Raw genomic sequence first — 18363 nt, forward strand, 5'->3', positions numbered from 1 at the left:
GCCCATGGAAGACCTCGACACCCTGGTCTTGCGCAACGCCGTGAGCTGGCAGGCGGCCGGTTTGCCCGTGGTGCTGGTCACTGTCGCGCGGACCTGGGGCTCATCACCCCGGCCACCGGGCTCGCTCATGGCCATCAACGGCCGGGGTGAGACCGTGGGCTCGGTGTCAGGCGGCTGCATCGAGGACGACCTCATCCACCGTATCCGCGAAGGCGGCGTGCAGGCCGCGTGCGCCACATCCACACCCGCCGTGCTGCGTTATGGCATCTCGGCGGATGAGGCACACCGCTTTGGTCTGCCGTGTGGCGGCACGGTCGAGCTGGTACTGGAGCCGGTATCACCGCACAGCCGGCTCGACGACTTGCTGTTGGCCTGCCAGCAGCGGCGCAGCACCGAGCGCGTGCTGGATCTGCGCAGCGGCCAGGTCGAGTTACGCGCGGGCCGGCGCGACGGCGTGCCCCATATGGACGAGCGGCAACTGGTCACCTACCTGGGGCCGCAAGCGCGCCTGATCGTGATCGGCGCGGGTGACCTGTCACGTTACCTCTGCGAGATGGCCTTGAGCGTGGGCTTCGAGGTCATCGTCTGCGACCCGCGTGAAGAGCAGCGCGCGAGCTGGAGCCTGCCTGGTGTGACGGTCAGCGACGAGATGCCCGACGACCTGGTCCAGCGGCTGCGCCCCGATGCCCGCACCGCGGTGGTGGCCCTGACGCACGACCCCAAGCTGGACGACCTGGCCTTGATCGATGCCTTGCAGTCTGATGCGTTCTACGTGGGCGCCATTGGCTCGCGCCGCAACAGCCTGCACCGCAGGGAGCGCCTGCGCACGCACTTCGATGTGCCGGAGGCCGCGCTGCAATCGCTGCATGGGCCGGCAGGCCTGTACATCGGTAGCAAGACCCCCGCCGAGATCGCCTTGTCCATCCTGGCCGAGGTGGTGGCCGTGAAAAACGGGGTGCAGTTGCCGGCGCCAGCCCATGTGGCGGTGGGCAAGTCGCAGCACGAGGCACCCGACATGCCCGAAACGCCGGGCCTTGATGAAGCCACCATGGCGGGCTGTGCCGTTTGAGCCTTGATCGTGTGCACACAGAAGATTAGTTGAGGCAGCACACAGACATTTGGCCCCGCTCGTGCCATGCTCCCGCACTCAACCTTGCTGGAGCGCGACATGTCTTTCGACCCTTATTTCCATGAGGCATCGGGAAGTGTCCGCTTCTGGGTGCCCACAGGCGAGGAGGGCATCGGCGCCATCATCGGCCGGGAAATCCTCTCGTATTGCTTCCGTGGCCGAACCGATGAAGGCGATCCCTTGAAGATCTACGCGGCACACCGCGATCAGATCCATGCCGCGGTGATGCGGCGCGTGGCCGAAGGCGCCCGCGAACCGGTGATCCTCAAGCGCCACGATCTGGGCATCGTGGCCTCCTGACGGGCCCTGATCAGTCCTCGTGGACCTTGTCCTTCGCGTTGGGGAAAGCCGTGATGGCCAGCGCCAGAATGTCGATGTTGCCCGAGGTCACTGACTCGAAACGTGGCGGCTTCGATGGAATGAAAGGTGTTCACCCTCGCCGCCTTTCTCCCTCATGCCGATGGTCTTCAGTTCGCGCCGGCCATAGACGCATTCCTGGGCCTGCTCTTGCCCATCCTTTTGCAGGATGTTCGAGATGGAGTACGAATAGCACTCGTGCACCTTGCCTCGGCCAATATTGTCCTTGTGAGGGTGGTCTTGCGTGATGCGGCCAAATTTCACCAGCACCTGCTGCTGCCCATTGACCTCAACGGTTCTGGGGTTCAAGGCACCCGCGTCGGCGAAATACACGGTGGGCTTGTCCATCAAGTCGCCGGTGTAGCCGAGGATGTTGTCCTTCTTGTAGAACTCGTCACAGTAGCCCATGGTCGCACCCTCCTTGTCGAACAAAAAGGTGATGTGGAGTTGCGCAGGTTAGCGCCTGTGCGCCGATCCAGCCTAGGTGTCCTTGGTCATCTGTTTCATCGATCAGTAGGGGGGCGATGTTCGGCTACTCCCTAACCATTGGGGGGCGCAAATTTCTGGCCCGGCCTATAGTCCGGCCACGCTGGCCACATGACCGGCGCGGCAAGCCTTCAATAGGCAAACGGCCTCATCAAGCAAGCCCGGACTGTTGCAGGCATTGGATCCAACCTTCAGGAGAGAACCATGTCGTGGATGTCTAAAGTTCAGTGTGGTCTTTGTTGCGGCGCCTTGGCCGCCACATTGGGGTACAGCCAGATGGCGCGTGCCCAGGCGGTACCAACCGACGCGTCAGGGGGCTGCCCCATTGCGCCTGCGACCGTCGCGAGTTTCTTCGAGAGCGGTGCTGTGTCACTCAACGGCGTGGTCAAACCCGCCGACAGCACCTTGATCCTGGCGCCGAACTGCGGCTTCTTTCAATGGACCGAGCAGATGTACTTGTGGTTGACGTCGCCAGCACCTGCGAGCTACGGCGGGGGGAGCCACATCATGTTCTCGCCGCAGTTTTTCACGGTCAGCCCTGAGGATAGCAGCGGCCGCCGCACCTTCATCCAGAATTCGCCCAGGTTGCCGATCAACATGTTCCTGCGTGCCATGGAACTGGGACCGCATGGTTTGCCGATCGTGATGTCGCGCACCGGGCAAGTGGTGGAGGTCCAGCACGAGCGACGCGGGCTGAAGCCGCCCGTGATCAAGTTGGCCAATGGCAAGACACTGCTGGCATCCAAGATCGCTGTCGCGCGCAAAACGGAGCAGGGCACCTTGGCCCTCTTCGATGTGAAGGGCGCGCAGATCAAGCCCAAGCTGCTCAAGCTGACGCCGGCCATCCGCCCGAGGGCCATGTTGACGCCCGAGCATTCGGCCATGGTGGTGCCCATGAAGGCGTTCAAGGAGGCCATCCAGGCGCGCAAGGTGATCATCAGCAAGATCCCCATCTTCATTGACCCTGCCGGCAATGTGATTGATGTGGAGCCAGGTCAGGCTGACAGCGGCGTGCTGCTGTCGCAAAACGGCGCCTTGATCTACTACATCACCGCCGTGAATGACGTGTTTGCGTATCACCGCTCGATGCAGGGCGCAGGCGTGATCCCCTTCAACACAGGCCTGGCCTTCCCCATGACCGCAGCGGATGTCGCCCCCGTGGTGGCATTTGCGGCAGGCAAGGGGCACGCGATCAAGGACCCTACGGCCTTGGCCATCGAGACCAAGTCGAGCTGGATGGACGCCAGTGCGGTGGCCAACCCGGCCGACTATGTTCAAGTCAGTGCCGTGGTGCCGACCTTTGACAAGAGCAACCCCAACAGCTGGGTGCCCAATGGGCAGGCCACGCTGAAGCTGGTCATGCTGGGCCTGCATGTGGTGGGCTCGACCAACGGGCACGGCGAAATGGTCTGGGGCACCTTCGAGCACCTGGGTAACGCGCCCAATGCCACTTATGCCTATAACTCGACGTCGGGGCTGAAGACCATCGCGCAGAACACGTCAGGTAGCTGGCTGTTCACGCCCAATGGGTCGGCCGGGCCGTTCAATACCACCAGCAACAGCTGGACGGGCAGCGCCATCACCGGCTCGCCGGTCAGTGCTGCTGCGGTCTTGAGGGCCAAGCCATGGGGCTCCAACGATGGTGGCAACCCAGCCAATGCGGCTGGGCTGAACACACAGGTGATCTCTGCCAATGCCAGCGTGATTTCACAGCTGGATCCAGCGGATGTGCGGCGCAACTACTTCCAGCTGGGCACGACCTGGACCATCGGGGGCGCCGCACCGAACGGTGGCAACGAAGTGGGCACCAATCACCTGGCCAACGCCACGATGGAGACTTTCGCGCAAGGCGCAACGCCCTCGGACCCCAGTGCCAACTGCTTCTCCTGCCACACCACCAACAAGGTGAGCGTCAGCCACGTGTACCGTGAGCTCAAGCCCTTGCCTTGATGGCGTGTGCGCCCTTGGTCAGAGCGACATCGATGGCCTTTGCGCCATCGATGCCCGCCAGCGCAGCAGGTGAGGGTGCTGCTCATCGGGCTTGACCTTGACGATGCGCGCAAAGTCGACGGCCACCACGGCGGTGATGTCGGCCACGCTGAAGCGCTCCGTGGCGATGAATTCGTGCTCAGCCAGGCGCGCGTTGAGTTCCACGAAGAACTGCTGCACGCGCGCCAGCCCGCGCTGCGCCAGCTCCGGGATCTGCGGGTAGTTCACGGGCCCGGGCAGTGCGCGGTTGGCCATGGCCGGCGTGCTGTTGCGAAAGGCCTCGGCAATCGCCAGCAGGCCTTCAAACTCCACATGCCAGTTCCAGCTCGCGACCTCGGCCTTTTCGGCCGGGGTCTCGCCCAGCAGCGGCGGGTTCGGGTAACGCGCTTCCAGGTAGGCCGTGATCGCCGCGTTGTCCGTCAGGATCAGGCCTTCTTCGGTGCGCAAGGCAGGCACTGTGCATTGCGGGTTCACCTTGCGGAAGGACTCGCTAAGTTGCTCGCCCGCGCGCAGGTCCACCTGCACCGTCTTGTGCACGATGCCCTTTTCAGCCAGCAGGATGCGGGCGCGACGCGGGCTGGGCGCCGTGGCGCAGTCGTAGAGCGTGATCATGTGGGCAGCTTGTCGAAGTCGCTGGCGTCATGGCGTTCGGGCAACTGGCTGGAGGGCTCGCCCCAGGTCCGGTTGACCTTGCGGCCGCGTTGCGCAGCAGGGCGTTGGGCGATCTGGTCGGCCCAGCGCACGACATGGGTGTAGTCCTGAACCTGCAGGAACTCGCCGGCACCGTAGATCTGGCCTTTGACGAGTGCGCCATACCACGGCCAGACAGCGATGTCGGCAATCGTGTACTCATCACCCGCCAGGTAAGGGCTCTCGGCCAGACGGCGATTGAGCACATCCAATTGGCGCTTGACCTCCATCGCATAGCGGTCGATGGCGTACTCGATCTTGATGGGCGCGTAGGCATAGAAGTGGCCAAAGCCCCCACCCAGGAAAGGCGCGCTGCCCATCTGCCAGAACAACCAGGACAGGCACTCGGCCCGCTGGGGCATGGTGGTGGGCAAAAAGGCGCCGAACTTTTCTGCCAGGTACAGCAAGATCGCGCCGGACTCGAACACCCGCACCGGCGTGGCACCACTGTGGTCCATCAGTGCGGGGATCTTGGAGTTGGGGTTGACGGCCACGAAGCCGCTACCGAACTGCTGGCCCTCGTTGATCGAGATCAGCCAGGCGTCGTACTCCGCGCCGCTGTGGCCCAGCGCGAGCAACTCCTCCAGCATCACGGTGACCTTGACGCCATTGGGTGTGGCCAGCGAGTACAGCTGCAGCGGGTGCTTGCCCACCGGCAGTTCCTTGTCGTGGGTTGGGCCCGCGATCGGTCGGTTGATGCTCGCAAACTGCCCACCGTTGGCCTTGTTCCAGGTCCAGACGGCAGGCGGTGTGTAGTTGGATGTGTCGCTCATGCGCGGCTCCCTGTGCTTGAACTGTTGTTGATCAGCCGTTGACCAGCACGACCTTGCCGCGCACCTGGCGCGAGCCCATCAGCGCAAACGCCTCCTTGAGTTGCGACATGGGTAGCTTGTGCTCGATGACGGGCTTGATCTTGCCCTCCATGTACCAGGCGGCCAGTTGCATCAGGCAGGCAGCGTTGTTCTGCGGCTCGCGTTTGGCGAACTCTCCCCAGAACACGCCCATGACCGACGCGCCCTTGAGCAGCGGCAGGTTCAGGGGCAGGGCGGGGATGGGGCCATTGGCAAAGCCGATGATCAGGTGGCGGCCGCGCCAGGCAATGGAGCGGAAGGCCTGCTCGGTCAAGTCGCCGCCCACGGGGTCATAGACCACATCGGGGCCCTTGCCTTCGGTCAGGGTCTTGAGCTCGTCACGCAGGTTCTGCGTGGTGTAGTTGATGCTGGCGTCGGCACCCAGTTCGCGGCACAGCGCGCACTTCTCGTCGGTGGAGGCGGCAGCGATCACCTTGGCACCAGCAGCCTTGGCAATCTGGATGGCAGCGGTGCCCACGCCACCTGCGGCACCCAGCACCAGCACGGTTTCCCCCGCCTTCAAGGCCGCGCGGTCCATCAGACCGTGATAGGTGGTGCCATAGGTGCACAGGAAGGCCGCGGCATCTTCAAACGAGAACGCCGGGGGCAGGGGCATCAGCATGGCAGCCGGCGCCACCGTGTGAGTGCCGAAACCACCCGTGCCGGCAAAGCCCGCCACATGCGTGCCCACGGCCAGGTGTTTGACGCCTTCGCCCACCGCTTCAACCACACCGGCGAATTCGGCGCCGGGCACAAAGGGCAGGGGTGGGCGCATCTGGTACTTGCCCTGCACGATCAGCAGGTCAGGGAAGTTCAGGCTGGCTGCCTTGATGGCAATGCGCACCTCGCCCTTGCCGGGCTCGGGTGTCGGGCTTTCCTGCCAGGTCAGGGCATCGGGGCCGCTCAGTTCGCTACAGGTCCAGGCTTGCATGGGGTTGTCTCCGTTATGGTTGGTGTGGCCGATCAGACGGCGTCTTTGGCAAAGGTGTTGCACTGGTTCATGTCACCCGAGTCCATCCCGCGTTTGAACCAAGTCACGCGCTGCTGGCTGCTGCCATGGGTGAAGCTCTCGGGGGAGATATGGCCGGTGGCATGGCGTTGCAAGGTGTCGTCGCCAATTTGCGAGGCCGCGTTCAAGGCTTCCTCCACATCACCGGCTTCAATGATCTGGCGGGCCTTTTGCGCATGGTTGGCCCACACACCGGCATAACAGTCGGCCTGCAACTCCAGGCGCACACTCAGGGCGTTGTACTGCACCTTGCTGACGCGCTGGCGCATGGCATCGACCTTGGCCGATGTGCCCACCAGGTTCTGCACATGGTGGCCGATTTCATGTGCGATGACATACGCCTGGGCAAAGTCACCCGGCGCACCCAGGCGGTCGCGCATCACGTCGTAGAAGTCCAGGTCGATGTAGACCTTCTGGTCGCCGGGGCAGTAGAAGGGGCCGGTCGCCGCCTCACCGCGTCCGCAGGCAGTCGGCACGGCGCTACGGAACAACACCAGCTTGGGGTCACGGTACTCGCCGCCGGCTTCCTTGAATAGCTGATGCCATACATCTTCGGTGTCGGCCAGAACGGTGCGCACGAACTTGGTCTGTTCGTCGTTGGCGGGGGCGTGTGGGCGAGCGGCCGGGTTGCTGGCAGGCACGCCACCCGATCCGCCGCCCAGCAAATTGAGCACCGTCATCGGGTTCACGCCCAGGAAGTAGCTGGCCACCAGGGCAATGGCCACCGAGCCCAGCCCGATGCCGCGCCCCCCGAAGGACATGCCGGGCCCGCCGCCACCGCCAGCGTCATCACGCACGTCTTCAACGTTGTCGCTTTCTCGGTTGCCTTGCCAGCGCATGGTGGTTCCTCGTTGGTGTCCGGTGTCTTGTCGCGCACAGATTCTAGGCCGCGCGCCAAGAACCTAGAATCGCGGGGCTTATGACGTCTGCCCTGTCCGCTTCCCCCTCGCCGGAATCCCCTTCTTTGCTACTGCGCTCGCCTATGAAATGGCTGTGGCTGGTCGCCTTGGCCTCGCTGGGTTGGCGCTTGTGGGTATCAGCCGCCTTGCCCCTGACCGGCGACGAGGCCCTGTTCTACTGGTGGGCGCGCTTCCTGGACTACGGCTATTACGACCACCCGCCCATGGTGGCCTGGTGGATTGCCGCCATGCGCCCGCTGTTTGGGGATGTGGCCTGGGCCGTTCGCTTGCCCGCCACCTTGCTGCCATTGGGTGTGGGCTGGGCCATGTGGTGGGCCTGGTCGCCCGTCAGCCGCGAGCGTGCGGCCTGGGCCGTGCTCTTGTACTGGCTGGCGCCGGTGAATTGGCTCAATGCCCTGATCACCACCGATTCACCCTTGATTTTGTGGGCCGCGTGGTCAGCCGCTGCCATGGTGCGCGCCGAGCAGGCTGCCGAACAAGGCCGCTCGGGTTGGGCGCTGCACAAGCTGTATGCGCTCAGTGGCCTGTTCATGGGCGCTGCCTTCCTGTCCAAGTACTTTGCCGTGCTGCTGGGCCTGGCCTACGTGGCCTACTTCCTTCTGTTTGCGCGGTCTCACTGGCGTGGCTTGTTCGTCATGGTGCTGTTCGCCTTGCCGGGGGCGACGGTCAACGTGGCCTGGAACCTGAACCACTGCTGGACCAACATCATGTTCAACGTCTTCAACCGCAATGAAGACGCGGTGGCCTCGTGGGACACGGTGCTCAGCTATGTGGGCATGATGGTCTACCTGATCAGCCCCGTGCTGCTGTGGGTGGGCTGGCGGCATCGCCAGGCATTGGGGCAGGTCAGCCGTCGCCACGCTCTGCTGGCCTGCATGGCCGTGGTGCCCTTGCTGCTGTTCGGGCTGATGTCGGCCAAGAAGGTCATTGGCCTGCATTGGGTGATGGGTTTTTACCCTTTCATCTTCGTGCTGATCGCCCTGGCCCTGCCTGACGAGAAGGCCATGATCCGCACGGCCAAGGGCCTGGCCGTGATCCTGGCCCTGCACCTGGTGGCCTCTGTAGCGCTGGCGGTGCTGGGCCTGCACCAATGGCAGCATTTCAGGTATTACCACCGCCTGGTCGAGGCCGCGCGCAGCGAGCAGATGGTGCAGCAGGTGAGGGCGCCTGGCGTGGTGCTCGCGTCCAATGGCTATTCGTCTGCGGCCATCTTTGGCTATGCGGCCAAAGTCCATGTGCCTGTGCTGGGCATGGGCAGCGTGCACGCCCGCCAGGACGACCTGATCGTGGACTACAGCCAACTCGAGGGCAAGACCATCCGCGTCATGGCCACGCGCGAACCGTCCGTCGAAGACTACCGGCCCTACTTTGATCAGGTCCGTTTGCTCACCTTCCAGCAAGATGGCGCCGCCTTCTACGCGGTCGAGGGCGTCAACTTCCACTACGGGATCTACAGGGACGTGGTGATGGCCGAGGTCAACCGGCGTTACTACAACTTCCCGGCCTGGTTGCCGGTCAAGGGTTGTGCGTTTTGCCAGCACCTGTGTGGCAAGGACCGCTGCAACTAAGGGTAGACGGTCTGCCCCGCCTGCACATCCAATGTGGCCAGCAGTTGCTGCAGATCCAGCGGTTTGGCCAGATAGGCCTGAAAACCCGCTTGCAGCCCACGCTCCACCTGTTCGGGCATGGCATCGGCCGACAAGGCGATGACCGGTATGGACCGGGTTCGGCTGTCTGAGCGCAAGGCCTGCAGGACCTCGTAGCCATCCATGCCCGGCAGGTGGATGTCCAGCAAGATGACATCCGGTGGCCTGCTTCGGGCTTGTGCCAGCCCGGCAGGACCGGTCTCGGCTGTGGACAGCTGCCAGTGAGGACGCAAGGTGAACATGTGCTCGACGACCTTGAGGTTGGCCGGGTTGTCCTCGATGTAGAGGACCTCCAGCGGTCCTTTTGAGTGCGCGTCCTCAAGGTGCGGCACAGTTGCCCCATCCGTGGTGGCACCGGGTCGGGCCTGAGGCAACTCAATCCAGAAGGTGCTGCCTTCGCCCACCTTGGATGACACCCCGATCGTGCCCCCCATCAACTCGGTCAACTGCCTGGACAGCGCCAGCCCGATGCCGCTGCCCTGTATGCCCGATCGCTCTGCGCCCAATCGTTCGAAGGTGCGAAACAGGAAGGGCATTTGTTCTGGCGCGATGCCCTGGCCTGTATCGCTGATGGACAAGCGCAAGCCATGCTTGTCGGTCACTGCCGTGTCGATGGTGATCCGCCCATGCTCGCGGTTGTACTTCGCGGCGTTGGTCAACAGGTTCACGATGACCTGCCTGAGGCGAACCGCATCAGCCAGCACGCAGGCTTGCGGCGCGCAATGGTTCACCAGCTCGATGCCCATGCGCTCGATGTGAGCTTGCGCCATGCTCAGGGCTTCCTTGACCACATCGGCCAGGGCTACGGGCGTGATCGACAAGGGTACTTTGCCTGATTCGACGCGCGTCAGGTCCAGCAGGTCGTCGATCAGGGCCAGGAGATGCTGGCCGGCCCGGTAGATCTCGGTGACCATGCCCTTCTGTCTGTCCGGCATGGCCTGCATCTGCAGCAATTGCGAGAAGCCCAGGATCGCGTTCATCGGCGTGCGAAGCTCATGGCTCATGCCAGAGAGAAACGTCGACTTGGCCGCGCTGGACTGGCGCACCGCATCGAGCGCCGCTTGCAGATCGGCCGTGCGTTCGGCCACCTGCCGCTCCAGTTGCGCGGTCGCGATCTCCTGGCGCTGGGCCAGCTGGCGCCGCTCGGAAATATCCAGCCCCAAGGAGCTGATGCCTTCCTGGGTCGGCGTCACGCACAGCTCGAACCACCTGACGCTGCCATCGGGGAACTGAAAGCTCACCTCCTGGCGCAGCGGGGTCCGCTCATCCATGACCTGGCGGTACAGCGCAAAGACATCCGACTGCTCGATACCCGGGAAGACGGCCATCAGCTTGTGCCCCATGAGCTCGGCACGCTGGCGCTGGGCGTACTGCGCGCCAGCTTCATTGACATACAGGATCGTCCAGTCAAAGCCAATGAGCATGCAGCCTTCCATCATGTCATCCAGTGCCTGATGGAAGCGTTGTTCTGACTGCCGCACGGCGTCCTCGGCGTCCTTGCGCTGCGCATAAAGCTGCGCCAGATTCAGCCGCATCGTGAACAGCCAACCCAGCACGCTGTTCTCCATGCCTTTGGCAACGGGGATGACGCTGGAGAAGTCGCCACGCCCCAGGCGCTCGATGCTCTTGAACACGTCGGTCACGCTCCCCCCCAGAATCGCCTGCAGACTCTGGCGTATCTGCCACAGCAGCAACATGGGAATGGTGGTCAGAACGATGAACACCACCCGCATGACGGTGGCATGGCCTTCTGCATCCCGGACAGCCCTCAGTGTCCGTGCGGCCACCAGGCTGTTGAACTCGCTGATCGGCAGCATGATCTCGGCCTTGGCCTGCTGGTAGGCCTCATTGGTCACCATCTCCTGGGCTTTGGCCTGATGCGCCGCTGTGGGCGGATGGCTCGATTCAAGCAGGGCCATCGCTGCAAACTCGGTCCGGGCCAGGGCATCTGAATTGGCCTTGGCCTGCGCCAGTTTGGCGAATTCTTCTTCGGTGCACCCTGCCTCTTGCAGCAACTTCAGAAAGGGTATGGCCGGCCCCATGGGCCGTGGGCGTTGGTTGTCTGGCGTGACCAACTCCCAGTAGACATTCTGGTAGTCGACCGGGCGAGGTGCCTTGCCATCTCGGATGTCCAGAATTTCCTGATAGTGCTGCTTGAAGATGGGCTTGCCTGTTGCCACATAGATGCGCACCATGCGCGTCAGGTCATCGGAGGACCTGCGCAATTCGTCGGACAGGGCCAGCGATTGAACGCGCACTTCATTGGCACGGTCAATCCGCTTTTCGGCTCGAACATAGACCACGAAGCTCACGACCACCACCGCAAACATGGCTATCGTCAGCCAGACATACAGCGAGAACCGAAAGAGGTTCTGCCTGGATGCTTGCATTGCGCTCGTCATGTCAGCGGCTAGGGCGAGTGTTTCAAGCTGGTCAATTGGTCCGATAGGCAGGCTAACCCATTTCTTCCTGTGCTTGCAATAAATGATGGATCAGGAATACCCAGCCTTGCGCGGGGGCGTTTTTGACTATCCAGGTGCGGGAAGCCGCGGCGATAGAATCGGCGTCTACCCTTTGCCTCACGGCCGCGAGTATCTATGTCTGCTGCGTCGGATTCGTCCTTGCCTGTTGTCATCATCGGAGCCGGTCTGGCTGGCCTGACGGTGGCGTTGCACCTGGCGGAAACCCAGCCGGTCATCGTGCTGGCCAAGCGCCAGCTTGAAGAGGCGGCCACGGCCTGGGCACAAGGCGGCATCGTCGGCGTGCTGGGCAGTGACGACAGCATTGCCTCGCATGTGCGCGACACGCAGGAGGCTGGCGCCGGGCTGGTGGACGAGCACACCGCCGAATTCATTGCCCGCCACAGCGCCCAGGCCGTTGAATGGCTGGTGAGCCGTGGCGTGCCGTTTTCACCGGACCCCGATGGCCCCCTGGGCCTGCACCTGACCCGCGAGGGCGGCCATGCCGTGCGCCGCATTGCGCACGCGGCGGACGCCACCGGCAAGGCCATCCACGACGTGCTGCTGGCCGAGGTCAAGCGCCACCCCAATATCCAGCTGCGCGAGAAATGGATGGCGATCGACCTGATCACCAACCGCCACCTCAAGAAGTCCACCCAGGAGCAGCAGGCCTCGCAGCGCTGCCATGGCGTCTACGCCCTGGACATCGAAACCCACCGGGTCGAGACCTTGGCGGCCTCTGCTGTCGTGCTGGCCACAGGTGGTGCCGGCAAGGTCTACCGCTACACCACGAACCCCGAGACATCGACGGGCGACGGCATCGCCATGGCCTGGCGCGCGGGCTGCCGGGTTGGCAACATGGAGTTCATCCAGTTCCACCCCACCTGCCTGTACCACCCGCAAGAGCGCAGCTTCCTGATCACCGAAGCCCTGCGCGGCGAGGGCGGTATCCTGCGCCTGCCCGATGGCACGCGCTTCATGCAAGACCACGACGAACGGGGTGAACTGGCCCCGCGCGACATCGTGGCCCGCGCCATCGACTTCGAGATGAAAAAGCACGGCGTCGACCACGTTTGGCTGGACGCCACGCACCTGGGCGAAGCCTTCCTCAAAGAGCACTTTCCGACCATCCACGCGCGTTGCCTGTCTTTGGGCATCGACATCGCCAAGCAACCGATCCCGGTGGTGCCCGCAGCGCATTACACCTGCGGTGGCGTGGTGACCGACCTGCATGGCCGCACCGACTTGCCCGGCTTGTATGCCGTGGGGGAGACCACCTACACCGGCCTGCATGGCGCCAACCGCCTGGCCAGCAACTCGCTGCTGGAGTGCGTGGTGCTGGGCCGCACCTGTGCAGAAGACGTGCAAGGCCAGATCCCCGCGACGGCGCCCAAGGTGCCCGACTGGGACGAAAGCCAGGTGACGGATGCCGACGAGGAAGTGGTCATCGCCCACAACTGGGACGAGCTGCGCCTGGTGATGTGGAACTACGTGGGCATCGTGCGCACCACGCGCCGCCTGGAGCGTGCCTTGCACCGCATCAAGCTGCTGCGCAGCGAGATCGACGATTACTACGCCGCCTTCCGTGTGAGCCGCGACTTGCTGGAGTTGCGCAACCTGGTGGACTGCGCCGAACTCATCGTGCGCTCGGCCCTGTCGCGCCAGGAAAGCCGCGGCCTGCACTTCAGCCGCGACTACCCGCGCACCTTGCCGGTCAGCTTCCCGACCATCCTGTGCAAAAAACCGAAGAAGAAGGACGCCTGGCTGCCTTGATTGGCCGCCTGCCAACCCAGCGACCGCCGTGGATCCGGCTTTGCCGGTCCACCAGCGGCGCCCCCTTGAGGGGGCGCGCGAAGCGCGTAGGGGGTGGGCTTACCTTCGAGCGCGCATCGCGTAGCGGGCCTGCACGAACTCATAGGCAAACTTGACCGCATCCTGGATCAGCTGCTCGCTGTCCTGACGCTCTTTCTCGGTCATGTGAAAGGCCAGGTCCACCTGGTGGCGGATGTAGCGTGGCGGCAAGCGGTTGAGTGCCACGCAGGCCACGTCGGGCAGGTGGTCCTTGTCGAGCAAGGGGTACTTGGCGGCCTGGTCCAGAACCAGGTCGACCACCTGCTTTTCGTAGTAGTTGTGCAGCGTCGTGAAATCGGTGGGCATGACAGTGTCCATCTCGATGGATTACACCGGACAGTGTCACCCAGCCGCGGCGTCCTGTGTCGTGAAAAAGGGGCCATGTTGGCCCCTTTGTTGACTGGCGCCGCCCGGGCGCCTGGCTGAGGGGTCAAGCGCCGATGCGCTCCAGTACGCGCAGCGAAAAATCCACGGCCTTGACATCCTTGGTGAGCTTGCCGATCGAGATGCGGTCCACACCGGTGACGGCGATGTCGCGCAACTGGTCCAGGGTGACACCGCCAGACACTTCCAGCAGCGCCTCGCCCTTGGCCATTTCCTGGTTGATGGCCACGGCCGCACGCATCATGTCGTAGTCGAAGTTGTCCAGCAGGACGCTGACGGCGCCCGCGGCCAGGGCTTCGCGCAGCTCGGCGAGGTTTTCCACTTCGACCTGAATGGTGATCTGCTCGCGCTGGGGCGAGGGCTGGGCCGCCACCAGGGCCTGCGCGTTCTTCACGGCAGCTGTCACGCTGCCAGCGGCGGCGATGTGGTTCTCCTTGATCAGGATGCCGTCGTACAGGGCCAGGCGCTGGTTGGCGCCACCACCGACGCGCACCGCGTATTTCTGGGCCAGACGCAGGCCAGGCAGGGTCTTGCGGGTGTCCAGCACCACGCAGCCACGCGGGTTGGGCGAAGCACCTTCAATGGCCTTCATGTGGCGGTGGGTGAGGGTGGCCACCGCCGACAGGGTCTGCAGGAAGTTGATGCCGGGGCGCTCGGCCGTGAGCATGGCGCGCGCATCGCATTCGATCCGGCAGACCTCGGTGTCGGGCGCCATCAGCGCGCCTTCGGCATAGGCCCAGGTGATGGTGGCTTTCGGGTCGAGCTTGAAGAGGCAGGCCTCGAACCACTCGCGGCCACACAACACGGCCTCTTCGCGCACGATCAGGCGGGACTTCACGCGCTGGCCTGCGGGCACCAGTTGCGCCGTCCAGTCGCACACGCCCACGTCCTCGAACAGGGCATCGCGCACATTGCGCTCACGGGCTTCTTGCAGGGTCTCGTTGTGGTCGAACATGGTGGAGCGATATCGGGGAGAAGTCGAACGGAGGGCGGTCAAGCCGCAATCAGGGGATCAGGCCGCGCCGATATGGGGCACGAAACCTTGCGCGGGCTTGCTGATGGCTGCGGGGTTCTTCGCGACGAAGTCCAGCATGCGGTCGATGCAACCGTGGGCTTTCACACGGATGGCTTCATCCACGGCGATCTCGCCCGTGCCTTTTTCCAGGCAGTCCAGCACGCCCTGCAGGCCGTTCATGGCCATCCAGGGGCAGTGTGCGCAGCTCTTGCAGGTGGCGCTGTTGCCGGCGGTCGGTGCCTCGATCAGCACCTTGCTGGGTGCCATCTGGCGCATGCGGTGCAGGATGCCGTTGTCGGTGGCCACGATGAACTCGGGCGCGTCGGACTCGACCACGGCCTTGAGCAGCTGCGAGGTCGAGCCGACCACATCGGCCTGGGCCACCACGCTCTCGGGCGACTCGGGGTGCACCAGCACCAGGGCTTTGGGGTGGTCCTTCTTGAGCAGGTCCAGCTCCAGGCCCTTGAACTCGTCGTGCACGATGCAGGCGCCGTTCCACATCAGCATGTCGGCGCCGGTTTCCTTCTGGATGTAGCGGCCCAGGTGGCGATCTGGCGCCCACAGGATCTTCTCGCCCTGGTCCTTGAGGTGCTTGACGATGGACAGGGCACACGAACTCGTCACCATCCAGTCGGCGCGGGCCTTGACCGCCGCGCTGGTGTTGGCATAGACCACGACCTTGCGATCCGGGTGCGCGTCGCAGAACTTGATGAAGTCTTCGGCAGGGCAGCCCAGGTCCAGCGAGCAGGTGGCGTCCAGGTCGGGCATCAGCACGCGCTTGCCAGGGCTGAGGATCTTGGACGATTCGCCCATGAACTTCACCCCCGCCACGATCAGGGTCTGGGCGCTGTGGTCACGGCCAAAGCGCGCCATCTCCAGCGAGTCCGACACGCAGCCACCGGTTTCCTGCGCCAGGTCCTGCAGGTCGCCGTCCACGTAGTAGTGGGCCACCAGCACGGCGTTGCGCTCTTTCAGCAGGGTCTTGATGCGCGTCTTGATCTCGGCTTTGGCATCGGCGCTCAGGGGTGCGGGCACCTTGGCCCAGGCGTGAGCGGTGCAGGTGGCGCCGGTGGCGTCCTGCAGGTCGTAGTCGTACGAAACAGTGTTGGCGGAACTCATGATGTCGAACGGGAAAGACGTCGTCGGTCGGCCCAGGCTACCAGTTCACACGATAACCATATGGCGTAGAAGGCAAAGATGATGTCGCTGAGGAAGTGCCCCCCCTGCATCATGCGGCCCATGCCCACAATGCCACCAGCAACGGTGCCGATCAAGAGCCAGCGGCGGCGCCAGACCGGGCCGCAGGTCAGCCCCAGGCTCATCAAGGCGAAACCGGCTGCCGCGTGGCTGCTGACAAAGCTGCGGTGGTGGGTGGTGTCATCGCCGGGGTTGAAGGGGCCGTGGTAGACCTCCTGCCCGCCGAACTGCTCAACCTGGACAGGGCGAGGGCGCCCCATCAGGCCCTTGCAAAGCCCTTCCACTACCAGTCCATTGCCCAGCAGCGCCGCGCAGACGGATACGGTGGCCAGGTGGCGCCAGGCACCCGTGCTGCGGCTTGCCAGCTCTGTGCGGCCCAGCTTCTGGAACAGGCGTGCAATCCAGGGGGCCAGCAAGGCAAACAGCGCCAGGGCGACGATCAGGCCGCGGCCCAGCCAGGGCGTCCAGTCATACAGCGCACGCACCAGGGCGTCATCGCGGTGAAAGAAGCCGCGCTCGGCGCTGTAGTAGTTCACGGACACCAGCAAGTCCAGCCCCGGGAACTGGGCAAAGATCGCCAGCGAAAAAAACAGGCCAGCCCAGATCAGCCGGGTGTCCAGCTCATCCGGGTTGTCTGCTTCGTGATGGCGCCTTGAACGACGCCGGAACTCACTGTCCATCAGTCGAATAAGGTTTGTCCGCACCACTTTGTTCCAGGTAGCTCTTCTGGTCATAGCCCAGGAAGCCGCGCAGGAAGAACAGGTGCATTTCAACGTTGCGATCAGGCCCCACCGCGATCTTGGTCGATTTCAGCGGGCGGATGATGGCAAAGCGCTTGGTGATCTCGTCCGGCTTGGGGTTGCTGGTCAGCAGCAGCACATCGGCACCCACCTTGTTGGGCAGGCTGCGCGTCATCTCGTAGTGGTCCTGACGCAGGCCCTTGGGGTTCCATGCCAGCGTCTTCACGTTGTAGCGGCGCCAGTGGTAGGCCGCTTCGGTGATGAGCAGGCGCGAGTCGGTCAGCACCGGCAGGCCGGTGACGATGGGGTCTTCCAGCTCGGGGGCCAGATCGGCAAACGCCTCCTGCCAGCCACGCATGCGCACCAGCACATCCAGCTTGGAGGTCAGTGTCGGCCCGACGATGTCGCGCAGGTGCAGGGTGATGGACGTCAGCACCAGGTTGGTGGCCAGCACGGCCACCAGCCAGCCTGTCGGGCGACGCGAGGCCAGGGGCACCAGCGGTTGACTCAGACGCGAGGCGATCAGCAGCGTGAAGCCCACCATCGATGGCGCAGCCCAGTTCACGTGGGCATCGGCATACAGCGCCTGCACGATGGCGACGATCTGCAGCGGCAGGCTCATGGCCCACAGGAAGCGGTAGCTCGACACCGATGCCAGGTAGTAGGCCGAGTTGCGCACCACCGGGCGTTTGGCGGGCGTGCCATCTGCCGTGGTGCCCGGTTGGCTGGATGGCTGGGCCTGGGTGGAGTTCTTCCACTGGCTGGGCGGCATCATCTGGCTGGACGATGCCCACTGGCTGGTCGGGGCGGTATTGGGGTTGTTGGGGGCCGGTGTGCGCTTGAACAACCAAAGGCCTGCGATCACGGCCAGGGGGCCCAGCATCAGGACTTGTCCGGCCAGGAACACCAGCGTCGGCAGGATGCCACCCGAACGGTCGGATTGCGCAGTCAGCTCGACCGTGTGCTGCATGGTCGGGAAGCCGTTCTGCGCATTCCAGATCAGGTTGGGCGACAGCAGGGCCAGCGCGATGACGGCGGCCACCCAGGGGCCGAGCCGGAACACACCACGCTCGGGGCCATGCACGGCCCACAAGGTCCAGACCGCGGTCAAGGCAAACGCCGCCATGGTGTACTTGCCCATCAGGCCCACGCCACACACCAGGCCCAGCAGCACCCAGTGGCTCATGCGGTTGGTGACCTGCGCGCGCCACAAGGCCCACGAGGCCAGTGTCCAGCACAAGATCAAGGGCGCGTCCGTCGAGGCGAACATGCCCATCAGGCCCACCATGGGGATGGTCATGAACAAGGCGCCGGCCACCATGCCGGTGCGCACGCCGCTGCTGGTTGGCCACAGCGCGCGCGCCAGCCCGACCATGCTCAAGGCCGTGGCAGGGTAGAGCAGCATCACGATGGCCTTGACACCCAGCACGCCTGAACCGAACAGCGCCGTGCTCAACCAGATCAGCCCGGCGATCAAGGGTGGCTTGGAGAAATAACCCCAGGCCAGGTGCTTGGACCAGTCCCAATACTGGGCCTCGTCAAAGAACAGCGAGATGCCCGAGTGCTTGACCACCCACAGCCGGTACACAAAGAGCACTGCGACCAGTGCCAGCAGCTTCCACATGCGTGGGCCCCAGATC

The 18363-nt window shown here is 64.1% G+C and carries 16 protein-coding genes; 5 read left to right on the top strand and 11 right to left on the bottom strand.

Features of this window, described 5'->3' with window-relative positions:
* The first annotated feature begins 4 nt into the window (after window positions 1–4).
* Window positions 5–1069 (top strand): XdhC family protein, encoded by a 1065-nt coding sequence (locus HY019_RS12050; RefSeq protein ID WP_290692374.1) that lies wholly within the window; start codon window positions 5–7, stop codon window positions 1067–1069.
* Between the two features lie 99 nt (window positions 1070–1168).
* Window positions 1169–1429 (top strand): DUF1488 family protein, encoded by a 261-nt coding sequence (locus HY019_RS12055; RefSeq protein WP_290692376.1) that lies wholly within the window; start codon window positions 1169–1171, stop codon window positions 1427–1429.
* 87 nt (window positions 1430–1516) lie between these two features.
* On the opposite strand, the gene HY019_RS12060 is transcribed toward HY019_RS12055, so the two are convergent.
* Complete coding sequence (locus tag HY019_RS12060; RefSeq protein ID WP_290692378.1) at window positions 1517–1894, bottom strand: hypothetical protein; 378 nt, start codon at window positions 1892–1894, stop codon at window positions 1517–1519.
* Between the two features lie 282 nt (window positions 1895–2176).
* On the opposite strand from HY019_RS12060, the gene HY019_RS12065 reads away from it, so the two are divergent.
* Entirely contained in the window at window positions 2177–3922 is a 1746-nt protein-coding gene (locus HY019_RS12065) for a hypothetical protein (protein ID WP_290692380.1), read from the top strand.
* A gap of 18 nt (window positions 3923–3940) precedes the next feature.
* On the opposite strand, the gene HY019_RS12070 is transcribed toward HY019_RS12065, so the two are convergent.
* The 4 genes from HY019_RS12070 to HY019_RS12085 are packed head-to-tail and all read right to left on the bottom strand — an operon-like array spanning window position 3941 to window position 7350.
* A complete protein-coding gene (locus HY019_RS12070) occupies window positions 3941–4573 on the bottom strand; it encodes a glutathione S-transferase (RefSeq protein ID WP_290692382.1) in 633 nt (210 codons plus the stop codon).
* On the bottom strand, window positions 4570–5424 hold the full coding sequence (gene yghU / locus HY019_RS12075) for a glutathione-dependent disulfide-bond oxidoreductase (RefSeq protein ID WP_290692385.1): 855 nt from the start codon (window positions 5422–5424) through the stop codon (window positions 4570–4572). The genes HY019_RS12070 and yghU overlap by 4 nt, the downstream gene beginning before the upstream one ends.
* 31 nt (window positions 5425–5455) lie before the next feature.
* Window positions 5456–6433: an NADPH:quinone oxidoreductase family protein gene (locus tag HY019_RS12080; protein WP_290692387.1), complete on the bottom strand. Its 978-nt coding sequence runs from the start codon at window positions 6431–6433 to the stop codon at window positions 5456–5458.
* A gap of 32 nt (window positions 6434–6465) precedes the next feature.
* Window positions 6466–7350, bottom strand: a complete 885-nt coding sequence (locus HY019_RS12085) for a neutral zinc metallopeptidase (RefSeq protein ID WP_290692389.1) — start codon at window positions 7348–7350, stop codon at window positions 6466–6468.
* A gap of 143 nt (window positions 7351–7493) precedes the next feature.
* On the opposite strand from HY019_RS12085, the gene HY019_RS12090 reads away from it, so the two are divergent.
* Window positions 7494–8999 (top strand): glycosyltransferase family 39 protein, encoded by a 1506-nt coding sequence (locus HY019_RS12090; RefSeq protein WP_290692391.1) that lies wholly within the window; start codon window positions 7494–7496, stop codon window positions 8997–8999.
* Here the strand turns inward: HY019_RS12090 and HY019_RS12095 are convergent.
* Window positions 8996–11467: an ATP-binding protein gene (locus HY019_RS12095; RefSeq protein WP_290692393.1), complete on the bottom strand. Its 2472-nt coding sequence runs from the start codon at window positions 11465–11467 to the stop codon at window positions 8996–8998. The genes HY019_RS12090 and HY019_RS12095 overlap by 4 nt on opposite strands.
* Window positions 11468–11674: 207 nt before the next feature.
* Between HY019_RS12095 and nadB the strand changes: the two genes are divergently transcribed.
* The gene (gene nadB, locus HY019_RS12100; protein WP_290692395.1) at window positions 11675–13309 is read left to right on the top strand and encodes an L-aspartate oxidase; all 1635 of its coding nucleotides are present in this window, start codon (window positions 11675–11677) and stop codon (window positions 13307–13309) included.
* Between the two features lie 99 nt (window positions 13310–13408).
* Here nadB and HY019_RS12105 read toward each other — a convergent pair whose 3' ends face one another.
* The 5 genes from HY019_RS12105 to HY019_RS12125 all read right to left on the bottom strand — a co-directional run bounded on the left by HY019_RS12105 (window position 13409) and on the right by HY019_RS12125 (window position 18347).
* Window positions 13409–13693 (bottom strand): late competence development ComFB family protein, encoded by a 285-nt coding sequence (locus HY019_RS12105; RefSeq protein ID WP_290692396.1) that lies wholly within the window; start codon window positions 13691–13693, stop codon window positions 13409–13411.
* Window positions 13694–13817: 124 nt separating this feature from the next.
* Window positions 13818–14726, bottom strand: a complete 909-nt coding sequence (nadC, locus tag HY019_RS12110) for a carboxylating nicotinate-nucleotide diphosphorylase (RefSeq protein WP_290692398.1) — start codon at window positions 14724–14726, stop codon at window positions 13818–13820.
* 57 nt (window positions 14727–14783) lie between these two features.
* Window positions 14784–15905, bottom strand: coding sequence for a quinolinate synthase NadA (gene nadA, locus HY019_RS12115; RefSeq protein WP_290692401.1), 1122 nt, complete (start codon window positions 15903–15905; stop codon window positions 14784–14786).
* Window positions 15902–16663 (bottom strand): phosphatase PAP2 family protein, encoded by a 762-nt coding sequence (locus HY019_RS12120; RefSeq protein ID WP_290692403.1) that lies wholly within the window; start codon window positions 16661–16663, stop codon window positions 15902–15904. Before HY019_RS12120 ends, nadA begins: the two co-directional genes overlap by 4 nt.
* The gene (locus tag HY019_RS12125; protein ID WP_290692405.1) at window positions 16653–18347 is read right to left on the bottom strand and encodes a glycosyltransferase family 39 protein; all 1695 of its coding nucleotides are present in this window, start codon (window positions 18345–18347) and stop codon (window positions 16653–16655) included. The genes HY019_RS12120 and HY019_RS12125 overlap by 11 nt, the downstream gene beginning before the upstream one ends.
* Between the last annotated feature and the right edge of the window lie 16 nt (window positions 18348–18363).

This window comes from Aquabacterium sp., from assembly GCF_016195855.1.
In the GTDB taxonomy this organism is placed as follows: domain Bacteria; phylum Pseudomonadota; class Gammaproteobacteria; order Burkholderiales; family Burkholderiaceae_C; genus Aquabacterium.

Excerpts from the sequence above, each read along its gene's own strand:
- HY019_RS12125 (WP_290692405.1), bottom strand. The coding sequence starts at position 18,347 with ATGTGGAAGCTGCTGGCACTGGTCGCAGTGCTCTTTGTGTACCGGCTG.
- HY019_RS12105 (WP_290692396.1), bottom strand. The coding sequence starts at position 13,693 with ATGCCCACCGATTTCACGACGCTGCACAACTACTACGAAAAGCAGGTG.
- HY019_RS12050 (WP_290692374.1), top strand. The coding sequence starts at position 5 with ATGGAAGACCTCGACACCCTGGTCTTGCGCAACGCCGTGAGCTGGCAG.
- nadA (WP_290692401.1), bottom strand. The coding sequence starts at position 15,905 with ATGAGTTCCGCCAACACTGTTTCGTACGACTACGACCTGCAGGACGCC.
- HY019_RS12120 (WP_290692403.1), bottom strand. The coding sequence starts at position 16,663 with ATGGACAGTGAGTTCCGGCGTCGTTCAAGGCGCCATCACGAAGCAGAC.
- nadB (WP_290692395.1), top strand. The coding sequence starts at position 11,675 with ATGTCTGCTGCGTCGGATTCGTCCTTGCCTGTTGTCATCATCGGAGCC.
- HY019_RS12090 (WP_290692391.1), top strand. The coding sequence starts at position 7,494 with ATGAAATGGCTGTGGCTGGTCGCCTTGGCCTCGCTGGGTTGGCGCTTG.
- HY019_RS12055 (WP_290692376.1), top strand. The coding sequence starts at position 1,169 with ATGTCTTTCGACCCTTATTTCCATGAGGCATCGGGAAGTGTCCGCTTC.
- HY019_RS12060 (WP_290692378.1), bottom strand. The coding sequence starts at position 1,894 with ATGGGCTACTGTGACGAGTTCTACAAGAAGGACAACATCCTCGGCTAC.
- HY019_RS12070 (WP_290692382.1), bottom strand. The coding sequence starts at position 4,573 with ATGATCACGCTCTACGACTGCGCCACGGCGCCCAGCCCGCGTCGCGCC.
- HY019_RS12085 (WP_290692389.1), bottom strand. The coding sequence starts at position 7,350 with ATGCGCTGGCAAGGCAACCGAGAAAGCGACAACGTTGAAGACGTGCGT.
- HY019_RS12080 (WP_290692387.1), bottom strand. The coding sequence starts at position 6,433 with ATGCAAGCCTGGACCTGTAGCGAACTGAGCGGCCCCGATGCCCTGACC.
- yghU (WP_290692385.1), bottom strand. The coding sequence starts at position 5,424 with ATGAGCGACACATCCAACTACACACCGCCTGCCGTCTGGACCTGGAAC.
- HY019_RS12065 (WP_290692380.1), top strand. The coding sequence starts at position 2,177 with ATGTCGTGGATGTCTAAAGTTCAGTGTGGTCTTTGTTGCGGCGCCTTG.
- nadC (WP_290692398.1), bottom strand. The coding sequence starts at position 14,726 with ATGTTCGACCACAACGAGACCCTGCAAGAAGCCCGTGAGCGCAATGTG.
- HY019_RS12095 (WP_290692393.1), bottom strand. The coding sequence starts at position 11,467 with ATGCAAGCATCCAGGCAGAACCTCTTTCGGTTCTCGCTGTATGTCTGG.